12 protein-coding genes are annotated in these 13143 nt (G+C 66.8%); 11 read left to right on the top strand and 1 reads right to left on the bottom strand.

Annotated elements, in window-relative coordinates:
* The first annotated feature begins 24 nt into the window (after positions 1-24).
* The 4 genes from E1B25_RS02410 (at position 25) to murD (ending at position 5636) form a co-directional block, all read left to right on the top strand.
* The gene (locus tag E1B25_RS02410; RefSeq protein ID WP_132827074.1) at positions 25-1506 is read left to right on the top strand and encodes a UDP-N-acetylmuramoyl-L-alanyl-D-glutamate--2,6-diaminopimelate ligase; all 1482 of its coding nucleotides are present in this window, start codon (positions 25-27) and stop codon (positions 1504-1506) included.
* On the top strand, positions 1503-2912 hold the full coding sequence (locus tag E1B25_RS02405) for a UDP-N-acetylmuramoyl-tripeptide--D-alanyl-D-alanine ligase (RefSeq protein ID WP_132827073.1): 1410 nt from the start codon (positions 1503-1505) through the stop codon (positions 2910-2912). Before E1B25_RS02410 ends, E1B25_RS02405 begins: the two co-directional genes overlap by 4 nt.
* Positions 2913-2942: 30 nt before the next feature.
* Positions 2943-4025 (top strand): phospho-N-acetylmuramoyl-pentapeptide-transferase, encoded by a 1083-nt coding sequence (gene mraY / locus E1B25_RS02400; RefSeq protein ID WP_132827072.1) that lies wholly within the window; start codon positions 2943-2945, stop codon positions 4023-4025.
* A 210-nt stretch (positions 4026-4235) separates the two neighbouring features.
* Positions 4236-5636: a UDP-N-acetylmuramoyl-L-alanine--D-glutamate ligase gene (gene murD, locus E1B25_RS02395; protein ID WP_132827071.1), complete on the top strand. Its 1401-nt coding sequence runs from the start codon at positions 4236-4238 to the stop codon at positions 5634-5636.
* 304 nt (positions 5637-5940) lie between these two features.
* Here murD and E1B25_RS02390 read toward each other — a convergent pair whose 3' ends face one another.
* Positions 5941-7122 (bottom strand): BaiN/RdsA family NAD(P)/FAD-dependent oxidoreductase, encoded by a 1182-nt coding sequence (locus E1B25_RS02390; RefSeq protein ID WP_132827070.1) that lies wholly within the window; start codon positions 7120-7122, stop codon positions 5941-5943.
* A 131-nt stretch (positions 7123-7253) separates the two neighbouring features.
* On the opposite strand from E1B25_RS02390, the gene ftsW reads away from it, so the two are divergent.
* From ftsW to E1B25_RS02355, 7 genes are all read left to right on the top strand, one after another.
* Positions 7254-8417: a putative lipid II flippase FtsW gene (ftsW, locus tag E1B25_RS02385; RefSeq protein ID WP_132827069.1), complete on the top strand. Its 1164-nt coding sequence runs from the start codon at positions 7254-7256 to the stop codon at positions 8415-8417.
* A 70-nt stretch (positions 8418-8487) separates the two neighbouring features.
* Positions 8488-9597: a UDP-N-acetylglucosamine--N-acetylmuramyl-(pentapeptide) pyrophosphoryl-undecaprenol N-acetylglucosamine transferase gene (locus E1B25_RS02380; protein ID WP_132827068.1), complete on the top strand. Its 1110-nt coding sequence runs from the start codon at positions 8488-8490 to the stop codon at positions 9595-9597.
* Positions 9594-10991 (top strand): UDP-N-acetylmuramate--L-alanine ligase, encoded by a 1398-nt coding sequence (gene murC / locus E1B25_RS02375; RefSeq protein ID WP_132827067.1) that lies wholly within the window; start codon positions 9594-9596, stop codon positions 10989-10991. Before E1B25_RS02380 ends, murC begins: the two co-directional genes overlap by 4 nt.
* A gap of 47 nt (positions 10992-11038) precedes the next feature.
* A complete protein-coding gene (locus E1B25_RS02370; RefSeq protein ID WP_132827066.1) occupies positions 11039-11392 on the top strand; it encodes a hypothetical protein in 354 nt (117 codons plus the stop codon).
* Positions 11385-12578 carry an APC family permease gene (locus E1B25_RS02365; protein ID WP_132827065.1) on the top strand — a complete coding sequence of 398 codons (1194 nt, stop codon included), beginning with the start codon at positions 11385-11387 and terminating at the stop codon, positions 12576-12578. The genes E1B25_RS02370 and E1B25_RS02365 overlap by 8 nt, the downstream gene beginning before the upstream one ends.
* Complete coding sequence (locus E1B25_RS02360; protein WP_132827064.1) at positions 12575-12844, top strand: DUF2484 family protein; 270 nt, start codon at positions 12575-12577, stop codon at positions 12842-12844. The genes E1B25_RS02365 and E1B25_RS02360 overlap by 4 nt, the downstream gene beginning before the upstream one ends.
* Positions 12841-13101 (top strand): DUF2484 family protein, encoded by a 261-nt coding sequence (locus E1B25_RS02355; RefSeq protein WP_132827063.1) that lies wholly within the window; start codon positions 12841-12843, stop codon positions 13099-13101. The genes E1B25_RS02360 and E1B25_RS02355 overlap by 4 nt, the downstream gene beginning before the upstream one ends.
* Positions 13102-13143: the final 42 nt, after the last annotated feature.

Below are 13143 nucleotides of genomic sequence, written 5' to 3'. Positions count from 1 at the left end.
CACGAAAACCGCGGACGGGGCATCATGGGCATTGCGGCAAAATCACTGAGCCAACTGGCCCTGACCGCCCGGGGCGGGCGCGACCCGCAGATCACCGGGCTGGCGGTGGACAGCCGACAGGTGCGCGACGGGTTTCTGTTCGCAGCACTGCCGGGCACGCGGGTGCATGGCGGCGAATTCATCCAATATGCGCTGCGCATGGGGGCGGCGGCAGTGCTGACCGATAGTGCGGGCGCGGCGTTGGCCGAAACCGAGCTGGCCGCTTCGGGCGTGGCGCTGGTGGTGGTCGAGGATCCGCGTCAGGCGCTGGCCTGTACCGCGGCCCTGTGGTTTGGCGCGCAGCCCGAGGTGATGGCGGCGGTGACCGGCACCAATGGCAAGACCTCGGTCGCCACCTTCCTGCGCCAGATCTGGTCCGGGTTGGGGCGTCAGGCGATCAATCTGGGCACCACCGGGGTCGAGGGGGCGTGGAGCGCGCCGCTGCAGCACACCACACCCGAGCCGATCACCCTGCACCGGGTGCTGGCCGAGGCGGTGGCGCATGGCATTACCCATGCGGCGATGGAGGCCTCGTCGCACGGGTTGGAGCAGCGGCGACTGGACGGGGTGCAGCTCAAGGCGGCAGCGTTCACCAATTTCACCCAGGACCATCTGGATTATCATGAAAGCTTTGAGGCCTATTTCGCCGCCAAGGCGGGGCTGTTTCGTCGGGTGCTGTCGCCAGATGGGACGGCGGTGATCAATCTCGAGGACCCGCGCGGCGCCGAGATGCGCGCGATTGCGGTTGCGCGCGGGCAGGCGGTGTTGAGCGTGGGGCGCGAGGCCGGGGATCTGCGTCTGCTGGCGCAGCGGTTCGATGCCACCGGGCAGGATCTGCGTTTCGCCTGGGCCGGGCAAAGCCATCAGGCGCGGCTTGATCTGATCGGCGGGTTTCAGGCGGAAAACGTGCTGGTGGCGGCGGGGCTTGCGATCGCCTGCGGTGCCGAGCCCGAGGCGGTGTTTCGCACCCTGTCGGAGCTGACGACGGTGCGCGGGCGGATGCAGCTTGTCGCGACGCGGGACAATGGCGCGGCGGTGTTCGTCGATTACGCCCATACCCCCGATGCGGTGGCGACCGCGCTCAAGGCCTTGCGCCCGCATGTGATGGGGCGGTTGGTGGCGATTGTCGGGGCCGGTGGGGATCGCGACCGTGCCAAGCGCCCGTTGATGGGGCGGGCGGCGTCCGAGCATGCCGATCTGGTCTTTGTGACCGATGACAATCCGCGCAGTGAGGTGCCCGCCAGCATCCGCGCCGCCGTGATGGAAGGCGCGCCAGAAGCCGTTGAGGTGGGCGATCGCGCCGAGGCGATCCTGCGCGGGGTTGACGCGTTGGAGCCGGGCGATGCACTTTTGATCGCAGGCAAAGGCCATGAGACCGGCCAGACCGTGGGCGACGATGTGCTTCCCTTCAATGATGCCGAACAGGCCAGCGTGGCGGTGGCCGCGCTGGACGGGCGGACGGTATGACCCTGTGGACCGCGCCTGAGGCAGAAGCCGCCACCGGAGGTCGGGCGCAGGGCGACTGGGCGGTGAGTGGCGTTTCCATCGACACCCGCACCCTTGCTCCGGGCGATCTGTTCGTGGCGCTCAGCGCGGCGCGCGATGGCCATGACTTCGTGGCGCAGGCGTTGGAAAAAGGGGCGGGGGCCGCTTTGGTCAGCCGTATCCCCGAGGGGCTCGCCCCCGATGCGCCGCTGTTGATCGTCGCGGATGTGCTCAAGGGGTTGGAGGCCTTGGGCCGGGCCGCGCGGGCGCGCACCTCGGCGCGGGTGGTGGCGGTGACCGGCAGCGTCGGCAAGACCTCGACCAAGGAAATGCTGGCGGCGATGCTGTCGGAACAGGGCGCGACCCATGCCAGCGTCGCCAGTTACAACAACCATTGGGGGGTGCCCCTGACCCTGGCGCGGATGCCGCGCGAGAGTGATTTTGCCATCATCGAGATCGGCATGAATCACCCCGGAGAGATCGCGCCGCTGGCGTGTCTGGCGCGCCCGCATGTGGCGATGATCACCACCGTGGCCCCGGCGCATCTGGAGGCCTTCGACAGTATCGCAGGTATCGCGCGCGAAAAGGCGGCGATCCTTGACGGGGTGGAGCCGGGCGGCATCGCGGTGCTGAACGCGGATCTGGAGCAATCTCCGATCCTGTTCGCCAAGGCTGCCGAATGCGGCGCGCAGGCCGTGGGCTTTGGCGCAAAGGCCAAGGAGTATCGCCTGATCTCGGCAGAAATCACGGGCGACGAGACCCGCGTGCAGGCCGAGACCCCTTTGGGGCCTATGGCGTTTTCGCTGGCGACGCCGGGGCAGCATTTCGCCATGAACGGGCTGGGCGCGCTGGCCGCCTGCGCGGCGCTGGGGGCGGATCTCCAGCGTGCCGCCGACAGCCTGGCGCGTTGGACCCCCTATCAGGGACGTGGCGCGCGCGAGCGCATTGCCTTGCCGGGCGGCACGCTGACGCTGCTGGATGATTCCTATAACGCCAACCCGGCCTCGATGGCCGCCGCGCTGGCGGTGCTGGCCGCCGCCCGCCCCGAGGGGCAGGGCCGACGCATCGCGGTGCTGGGCGACATGAAGGAGCTGGGGCCAGAGACCGAGCCGTTGCATGCCGCGTTGGCCCGACTGCCGGCGATGGCGGCGGTGGACAGGGTGCATTGCATCGGCCCGTTGATGGGCGCGTTGCATGCCGCGCTGCCGGTCGAGAAACGCGGGCTACTGAGCGCGAGCAGCGCCGAACTGGCGGCGCAACTGGCCGAGGTGGTGGGCGCTGGCGATGTTGTCTTGGCCAAGGGATCGCTGAGCATGGGGCTGGCGAAATGCGTTGACGCCCTGCGTGGAATGGGCCAAGGGAACGCTCTTTCACGCGACAAGACGTAAGAACAAGACGTAAGAATAGGAACGGCTCACATGCTTTATTGGTTGACCGCGCTGTCGGATGGCGGGGATTTCTTCAACCTCTTCCGCTACATCACGTTTCGGGCGGGTGGGGCGTTCCTGACGGCGTTGCTGTTCGGCTTCCTGTTCGGGCGGCCGCTGATCAACGTGCTGCGCAAGCGGCAGGGCAAGGGCCAGCCGATCCGCGAGGATGGCCCCGAGGGGCATTTCTCCAAGGCTGGCACACCGACGATGGGTGGTCTGTTGATCGTGGGCGCGCTGGTGACGGCGACGGCGCTTTGGGCGCGGCTTGATAACCCGTTCGTGTGGCTGGTGCTGTTCGTCACGCTGTCCTTTGGCGCCATCGGCTTCGCGGATGACTACGCCAAGGTCTCCAAGCAGAACACCAAGGGGGTGCCGGGCAAGCTACGGCTGGCGCTGGGCATTCTGGTCGCGGTGATTGCCGCGCTTTGGGCCGCGCATAACCATCCTGAGGCGATGCAGAACCAGCTGGCCTTGCCGGTGTTCAAGGATGTGCTGGTTAATCTTGGCGTGTTCTATGTGCCGTTCTCGATCTGCGTGATCGTGGGGGCGGCGAACGCGGTCAACCTGACCGACGGGCTGGACGGGCTGGCGATCATGCCGGTGATGATCGCGGCCACCACGCTGGGCATCATCGCCTATGCGGTCGGGCGGATCGACTTTTCCGAGTATCTGGACGTGCATTACGTGCCGGGCACCGGCGAGATCCTGATCTTTACCGCCGCGCTGTTCGGCGGCGGGCTGGGGTTCCTGTGGTACAACGCCCCCCCTGCGGCGGTGTTCATGGGCGACACCGGCAGTCTGGCTCTGGGCGGGGCGCTGGGCGCGATCGCGGTGGCCACCAAGCACGAGCTGGTGCTGGCCATTGTCGGCGGGCTGTTCGTGGTCGAGGCGATGTCGGTCATCATTCAGGTGTTGTATTTCAAATGCACCGGTCGCCGTGTGTTCCTGATGGCGCCGATCCACCATCACTATGAGAAAAAGGGCTGGGCCGAGGCTACCATCGTGATCCGGTTCTGGATCATCTCGCTGATTCTGGCGATGATCGGGCTGGCGACGCTGAAGGTGCGCTAAGCCGCTTTGAGGGGCCGGGGCGCGCGCCGCCCCGGGCCGAAAAACGCCGGTGGAGATTGCCGATGTCGGCGACAGTTTTTCCTGCCTTGCTTCTTCTTTGTTCAAATACTCATGTCCCGCGTCGGGGGCGGTGCAGCACCGGCTCTGCGCGCGCTTCCCATCCCCGTGGCGATGCGCTAGCCAATCGGCAGCAAAGGGAAAGGATATGTCATGATCCCGGTACGCGGATTTCAGGGCGCGAAGGTCGCCGTTCTTGGGTTGGGGCGGTCCGGCCTGTCAGCGGCGCGGGCGTTGCGCGCGGGCGGGGCCGTGCCGCTGTGCTGGGATGACAATCCACAGGCGCGGGCGGCGGCCGAGGCCGAAGGCTTTGCCTGTGTCGGGCTGACTGGGCCGGGGGCATTTGACGGGATCGCGACGCTGATCGTCTCGCCCGGGATCCCGCATCTTTATCCGATGCCGAACCCGGTGGTCGCGGCGGCACTGGAGGCGGGCGTGCCGGTGGACAACGACATCGGCTTGTTCTTCCGCTCGCTGGCGACAGCGGACTGGGACATGATCGACACGCTGCCGCGCGTCGTGGCGGTGACCGGGTCGAACGGCAAATCGACCACGGCGGCGCTGATCGACCATATCCTGCAAGAGGCCGGGCGGCCGGTGCAACTGGCCGGGAATATCGGGCGCGGCGTGCTGGATCTTGATCCCCCCGGCGAGGGCGCGGTGGTGGTGCTGGAACTGTCCAGCTATCAGACCGATCTGGCCCGCGCGTTGACCCCGGATGTGGCGGTTTTCACCAATCTGTCCCCGGATCATCTTGACCGCCACGCCGGGCTGGGGGGCTATTTCGCGGCCAAGCGGCGGCTGTTCGCCGAGGGCGGGCCGGATCGCGCAGTGATCGGGGTCGATGAGGTCGAGGGCCGGTTTCTGGCCGGGCAGTTGACCGAGGGGGCGGCGGATGACCGGGTGATCCGGGTCTCGTCGGGGCAGAAGCTGACCGGGCCGGGCTGGCAGGTGTTTGCCCGCAAGGGGTTCTTGTCGGAATACCGCAAGGGGCGCCAGATCGGGTCGATCGATCTGCGTGGCATCGCCGGTTTGCCCGGCGCGCATAATCACCAGAACGCCTGTGCCGCCTATGCCGCCTGTCGCGCACTGGGCTTGGCGCCCAAGCTGATCGAGGCGGCGCTGCACAGTTATCCCGGCCTGCCGCATCGCAGTCAGGTGATCGCCGAGGCGGGCGGTGTGACCTATGTGAATGACAGCAAGGCCACCAATGTGGACAGCGCCGCCAAGGCACTGGGCGCGTTCAAGCGGATCCGCTGGATCTGTGGCGGGTTGGAGAAAGAGGGCGGATTGGGCGCGCTTTTGGGCCAGACCGGGGCGGTGGCCAAAGCCTATGTCATCGGGCGCGAGGCGGCTGCCTTTGCGATGCAGCTTGATGTCGAGGCCGAGGTTTGCAGCACCATGGCGGTGGCGGTGGCGCGCGCGATGGAGCAGGCCGAGCCGGGCGATACCGTGCTTTTGGCCCCGGCGGCGGCAAGCTTTGATCAATACGACAGTTTCGAGCGGCGCGGCGAGGATTTCGCGGCCGAGGTCGAGATGCGGCTGAGGGGGTAGGGGCGGCGGCCGGCCTATATAGGGGTAGGAGGCGGTCAGGTTTTCGTCCTGTACAGGAGCGCAAGCAGAGCCGGGCGCGCGCCTGCCCGTGGGATGGCGCTTGTGACCGATGAGTGGTGCGCTTTATCGCGCCCAAATCATCCTCGCTGTGAACGCAGCGCGACATTGCCAAAGCGCCAGCCCGCCGGGACGGGCAGGCGCGCGCCCGGCGCCTTTGGCGCTATTCGGGCGCGGGTGGTGGGTGCCCATGGGGGCGGTCGGGCGCTGCCTAGGCGCTTTGCGCCTTTGGTACGGGCTTAGGAGGTTACCCTCGCGCCGCGATTGCCGTTCCGGCGGCATGGCCCGAGGCCCAGGCCCATTGGAAATTATACCCGCCAAGCCAGCCGGTGACATCCACCGCCTCGCCGATGGCGAAAAGGCCGGGCACTGTTTTGGCTTCCATCGTTTTTGACGACAGCGCGTCGGTGTCGATGCCCCCCAGCGTGACCTCGGCGGTGCGATAGCCTTCGCTGCCCGAGGGCGTCAGCCGCCAGTCCGAGAGCCGGGCGCAAAGCGCCTTCAGCGCTGTGTCGGACTGATCGGCAAGATTGCCGGACAGACCAAGGTCGGGGGCCAGATGCTCGACCAGCCGCGCCGGAAGATGGCGGGCCAGATCGGTGCTCAAGGCGCGGCGCCCGGCCTCTTGTCGTTGCGCGCGCAGGGTTTCAAACAGGGCCATGTCAGGGATCAGGTTCACCGCGATCTCTTCGCCCTCGCGCCAGTAGGAGGACAGTTGCAGTACCGCCGGGCCGGATAGGCCGCGATGGGTGAACAACAGCGCCTCGTCAAAGCTGGCGCGCGCGTTCGACAGCCGCACCGGCAGCGCGACGCCGGCCAGCGGCGCAAACCGCCCCTCGGCAAAGGTGAAGGGCACCAGCCCCGGGCGGGTCTCGCATAGCGCCAGATCGAATTGTCGGGCGATGTCATAGGCCAGCCCGGTTGCCCCCATCTTGGGGATCGACTTGCCCCCCGTGGCCAGCACCAGATTGCGGCAACTCACGGGGACGCGTCGCCCGTCGCGCTCAAAGGTCAGGGAAAAGCCGCTGTCGGTCTTGCTCAGATCCACCAGCGCGGTGGAGAGCCACAGCTCTGCCCCCGCCTGTTCCATCTCGGCGCGCAGCATGGCGACGATCTGGGTGGCCTTGCCGTCGCAGAACAACTGGCCCAGCGTCTTTTCATGCCAGGCGATGCCGTGGCGTTCGACCAGCGCGATGAAATCCCACTGGGTATAACGGGCCAGCGCCGATTTGCAGAAATGCGGGTTCTGCGACAGGTAGTTTTCCGGCCCGGCATGCAGATTGGTGAAATTGCAACGCCCGCCGCCGGAGATGCGGATCTTCTCGCCCGGGGCAGGGGCATGGTCGATCAGCAGCGTGCGCGGCCCGGCTTGGGCGGCGCACATCAGGCCAGCGGCTCCGGCGCCCAGAATGACGGTGTTATACTCCATCCGCGCCGCTTGGCGTGGATTACTGCGAAAGGCAAGAGGAACGGGCTGGAACGAATACGCGTTTCGCGGTATCGTGCGGTGAGCAGACCCGGAAAACCGGGCGGACAGAGGCAGCAAACGGCAGGATTTCCATGACCGAGATGGTCTATGGCGCGGTACCCGCGCAACGGGGCGAGCCCATTCTTCCCAAATGGTGGCGGACGCTGGACAAGTGGTCGATGACCTGTGTCCTGATCCTGTCCGGTATCGGATTGTTGCTGGGGCTGGCGGCGTCGCCGCCGCTGGCCGCGCGCAACGGGTTCGATCCCTTTCACTATGTTGAACGGCAGGCGGTGTTCGGCGCGCTGGCAATGGCGGCGATGCTGTTGACCTCGATGATGTCGCCGACGCTGGTGCGGCGGCTGGCGGTGCTGGGCTTTGTCGGCGCCTTTGCGGCGCTGGCATTGTTGCCGGTGTTGGGTACCGATTTCGGCAAGGGCGCGGTGCGCTGGTACAGCCTGGGCTTTGCCAGTGTGCAGCCTTCGGAATTCATGAAGCCGGTCTTTATCGTGGTGGCGGCGTGGTTACTGGCGTCGAGCCAGCAGATCAACGGCCCGCCGGGCAAGACGTGGTCGGCGATGTTGTGCGTGACCATCGTGGGCATGTTGGTGATGCAACCCGATTTTGGTCAGGCCTCGCTGGTGCTGTTCGGCTGGGGCGTGATGTATTTCGTCGCCGGTGCGCCGATGACGCTGATGGTCGGGATGGCCGGGGCCGTGGTCATGGGGGGTACGATTGCCTATTCCGCCTCTGAACACTTCGCACGGCGCATCGACGGTTTTCTCAGCCCCGAGGTCGATCCGACCACGCAGTTGGGCTATGCCACCAACGCGATCCGCGAAGGCGGGCTGTTCGGCGTTGGCGTCGGCGAGGGGCAGGTGAAATGGTCGCTGCCCGATGCCCATACGGATTTCATCATTGCCGTCGCGGCCGAGGAATACGGGCTGATTCTGGTGATGATCATCATCGCGCTGTATTGTTCCATCGTGGTACGTTCGCTGCTACGGCTGATGCGCGAGCGTGATCCGTTCATCCGGTTGGCGGGCACCGGTCTGGCCTGTATCTTCGGGGTGCAGGCGATGATCAACATGGGGGTCGCGGTGCGGCTGTTGCCGGCCAAGGGGATGACGTTGCCCTTCGTCAGCTATGGCGGCTCGTCCTTGATTGCGGGCGGTGTTGCTGTCGGAATGCTTCTGGCCTTTACCCGGACCCGGGCGCAGGGCGAGATCGGCGAGATCTTGCGCGGTCGCGGCTGAAGGGCTGGCGGCGCGGGACGATTTGCGCGATTGCCGGGCGGGACCAGAAGATAATTGCAGGACATAGCCCATGGCACAAAAGCTGCTGATGATCGCCGCCGGAGGCACCGGGGGCCATATGTTTCCCGCCCAGGCGCTGGCCGAGGCGATGCTGAGACGCGGCTGGCGGGTCAAACTGAGCACGGATGCGCGCGGCGCGCGCTATACCGGCGGGTTTCCCCATTCGACCGAGATTACCCAGGTTTCGAGCGCGACATTCGCGCGCGGCGGGGTGCTGTCCAAGGCGCTGGTGGCGCCGAAACTGGCGGCTGGCGTACTGGGCGCGGCGTGGTCGATGCAGCGCGATCGCCCGGATGCGGTGGTGGGCTTTGGCGGCTACCCGTCGATCCCGGCGCTGGCGGCGGCGACATTGCTGGGCTTGCCGCGGATGATCCATGAACAAAACGGCGTGCTGGGGCGGGTGAACCGGATCTTTGCCCGCCGGGTGGCGCAGGTGGCCTGTGGCGTCTGGCCGACCGAGTTGCCGCCGGGCGCCGTGGGCGTGCATGTGGGCAACCCGGTGCGCGCCGCCGTGCTGGCACGGGCGGGGGCGGGCTATATTGCGCCCGGCGATTACCCGATGTCGATTTTGGTGATCGGCGGCAGCCAAGGCGCGCGCATCCTGTCCGATGTGGTGCCCGAGGCCATCGCGGCGCTGCCGCCGGAAATGCTGCGCAATATCCGGGTCAGCCATCAGGCCCGCGACGAGGATGGCGTGCGCGTGGCGGCGTTCTATGCCGGGCATGGTATTGATGCCGATGTGCAGCCGTTCTTCAACGACGTGCCCGCGCGCATGTCCGAGGCGCAATTGGTGATCTGCCGCGCCGGGGCCTCGACCATCGCCGACCTGACGGTGATCGGGCGGCCCTCGATCCTGATCCCCTATGCGGTTGCCGCCGGCGACCATCAGACCGCCAATGCGCGCGGGCTGGTCGAGGCCGACGCGGCGATCCTGATCCCGGAAAAGCGGCTTGATGTTGCCAGCCTGAGCGAGCAGATCACCGCCGTTCTGTCCAACCCCAAGGCCGCGCTGCAGATGAGCGTCGCGGCGTTGGGCGTTGGCATGCCAGACGCCACCGAGAGGTTGGTGGCGCTGGTCGAAACCCTGTCCGCAGCCCGCCCCGAGAAGGAAAGCGCATGACCCCTGCCACCAAATTGCCCACCAATATCGGGCCGATCCATTTCGTCGGTATCGGCGGCATCGGCATGTCGGGCATCGCCGAAGTGCTGCTGAACCTCGGCTATCAGGTGCAGGGATCGGACCTGAAAAGCACCCCGATCACCGAACGGCTGGCCGGTCTTGGCGCAAAGGTGTTTGAGGGGCAGCGGGCGGAAAACCTCGAGGGCGCCGAGGTGGTGGTGATCTCTTCCGCGATCAAACCGGGCAACCCGGAACTTGACGGGGCGCGGCGCCATGGCTTGCCGGTGGTGCGCCGGGCCGAGATGCTGGCCGAGCTGATGCGGCTGAAATCCAATGTGGCCATTGCCGGTACCCATGGCAAGACCACCACCACCACGCTGATGGCCGAGGTGATGGTGGCGGGCGGCTTTGATCCCACGGTGGTCAATGGCGGCATCATCCACGCCTATGGGTCGAACGCGCGAATGGGGCAGGGCGAATGGATGGTGGTCGAGGCCGACGAGAGCGACGGCACCTTCAACCGCTTGCCCGCGACCATCGCCATCGTCACCAATATCGACCCCGAACATATGGAACATTGGGGAAATTTCGACCATCTGCGCGACGGGTTCCATCAGTTCGTCTCGAACATCCCGTTCTATGGGCTGGCCGTCTGTTGCACCGATCATCCCGAGGTACAGGCGCTGGTCGGGCGGATCACCGACCGGCGCGTGACCACCTATGGGTTCAACGCGCAGGCCGATATCCGCGCCGTCAACCTGCGCTATGACAACGGGGTGGCGCATTTCGACATTGCGCTACAGACCGAGGACGCGGTGATCGCGGGCTGCACCCTGCCGATGCCGGGCGATCACAACGTCTCGAACGCGCTGGCTGCCGTTGCCGTCGCGCGTCATCTGGGCATGAAACGCGACGAGATCCGCACCGCACTGGCCAGCTTTGGCGGCGTCAACCGGCGCTTTACCCGAGTGGGTGTGGTGAACGGCGTTACCATCATCGACGATTACGGCCACCACCCGGTCGAGATCGCCGCCGTGCTCAAGGCGGCGCGTCAGGCCACCAAGGGGCGGGTGATCGCCGTGCATCAGCCGCACCGGTATTCGCGACTGCATTCGCTGTTTGACGATTTCTGCGGCTGTTTCAACGAGGCTGACGTGGTTGGTATTGCCGAGGTTTATGCTGCCGGAGAAGATCCGATTCCGGGCGCCAGCCGCGACGATCTGGTCGCCGGGCTGATCCGTCATGGCCATCGCCATGCCAGCGCGATAGGCTCGGAACAGGATCTGGCCGCGCTGGTGCGGGCAGAGGCCAAGCCGGGCGACATGGTGGTCTGCCTTGGCGCCGGGACCATCAGCGCTTGGGCCAATCACTTGCCGGAGCTGCTGAAGACGTAGAGACATGTTCGGGGGACGGTAAGTAGAGACATGTTCGGGGGACGGTAATGGGTCTGGTGGTTATTCTCGTCTTTTTGCTTGGTTTCGCCGTTGTACTGGGCGCCACATTCGTCCTTGCCCGCGCCGTGGCCCGCCGCACCCGCCTTGCCCTGTCTGTTCCGCTGCTGATCGGTACCAGTTTGGGGCTGCTTGCGCTTAATCCCTATTGGATCTCGCTTGGTCCTGAGGCCCCGGATGCCGAGCTTGACCGTTTTGTCCTCTGGGTCCTTCTCGGCCTGCCGTGCGCGATCGGGCTTGCCGTCGGGGCCGGGGTGGGCGGGCTTTCGCGCCCTGCGCGCGGCCCCTCCTCGGGCGGGGGCGAATGGGACCGACGGGGTCACGCGGGGGCCCCGGATGAGTGAAGCCCATCTGAAACGACGCATTGGCACCGGCTTGCTGACCGCCTATGGCGTTGGCGTCATGGTCGGGGCGGGGATCTATGTGCTGACCGGGGTCGCAGCCGGGGTCGCCGGGGTCTGGGCGCCACTGTCGTTCCTGTTGGCGGGGCTGGTCGCGGTGCCCTCGGCGCTGGCCTTCGCCGAGTTGTCGGCGCGCATACCCGAGGCGGCGGGCGACAGTTCCTATATCGAGGTGGGCCTGCGCCAGCATTGGCTGGCGGTGCTGATCGGCTGGATCAATATCGTGGCGGGCACGCTGGCGGCGGCAGCGGTGCTGCGCGGCGGCGTCGGGTATCTGACCGCAATCGTGGATATCCCCTTTGTCTGGGGGGTGATCGGCCTTGGCGCGGCGATGACCTTGGTCGCGCTTCTGGGGGTGCTGGAAAGTCTGGCCTTTGCCGCGGTGCTGACCGTGGTCGAGGTGTTGGGGCTGCTGCTGGTCGCGGGGGCCGGGTTCAATGCGGAGCCGGTGGCCGACTGGATCGCGCCGCCTGCGCCGGTGTGGAGCGGGGTGGCCGCCGCCACGGTGTTCGGCTTTTTCGCCTTTATCGGCTTTGACGACATGGTCAACATGGTCGAGGAAACCAAACAGCCCGAGCGCGCCATGCCGCGCGCGATCCTTTGGGCGTTGGCTTTGACCGCGATCTTGTACGCGCTGGTGTCGCTGGCGGCGGTGCGCGCGGTTCCGAGCGATGTGCTTGGCGCCTCGGAGCGACCGCTGGCGCTGGTTTGGGAGGTCGGCACCGGAACCTCGGCGCTGTTCCTGTCGGCGATTGCGGTGGCGGCGGCGCTGAACGGGGTGCTTGCACAGATCGTGATGGCGGCGCGGGTGCTGTTCGGGCTGGGCAAACGCTCGCCGGGGTTGTCGGTGTTTCGCCATGCACACAAGCGGTTCGGAACGCCGGTGCTGGGCACCATCGTGGTCGGGGCGGCAACCACCGCATCGGCGCTGACCCTGCCGGTGGCGACACTGGCCGGGATCACGACGCAGGCGCTTTTGATCGTCTTTGCCATCGTCAACGCCGCGCTGATCGGGGTGAAGCGGCGCGATCCGACCGGCCCCTTTGTGGTGCCCGTCTATGTGCCTTGGCTGGGCATGGCCGCCTGTCTCGCCGCCTTTGTCGCCTCTTTCCTGGGGGCCGGGGGATGAGCGCGCCGCTTGTCGCCGCCTGTCTTTGGGTGCTGGCCGGGGTGGGGGTGGCGATGTTGCCGATGCGGCGGCAATTCCTGCCTGGTGGGATGTTGCTGCTTGGCGCGCCGGCGCTGCTAATCTGGATCGGGGCGGTGCATGGGCTTTGGGCCGGGTTGGCGGCGACGCTGGCGGTGCTGTCGATGTTTCGCCGCCCCCTGCGCGAGGTGTTGCGCAGGGTGTTGAGGCGGGCGTCGGGACGGGCGTCGGGACGGGGGGGGCAATGACGCTGTCGCTGGTTCTGGCCTGTGTCTGGGCCGTGGTGGCCAATCTGGGCGCGATGTTGCCGAGCCGCGACAACCACTGGCGCGACGCCTATGTGCTGATCGGGCTGGGGGCGCCGCTGTTGGGATTTGTCCTTTATGAAAACGGCCTCTGGATCGGGCTGTTGGTGCTGGGCGCGGCGATGTCGGTGCTGCGCTGGCCGGTGATCTATCTGGCCCGCTGGCTGCGGCAGTGGGGTCGGCGCCGGGGAGGGCGGTAGGGCTGTGGTCGGTTTCAGGGGGCTTTGCCCCCTCGGCCTGCG

Origin of the sequence: Antarcticimicrobium sediminis (assembly GCF_004348975.1) — a bacterium.
Taxonomy (GTDB): Bacteria; Pseudomonadota; Alphaproteobacteria; order Rhodobacterales; family Rhodobacteraceae; genus Antarcticimicrobium; species Antarcticimicrobium sediminis.
This window is presented reverse-complemented; position numbering and strand designations above follow the sequence as displayed.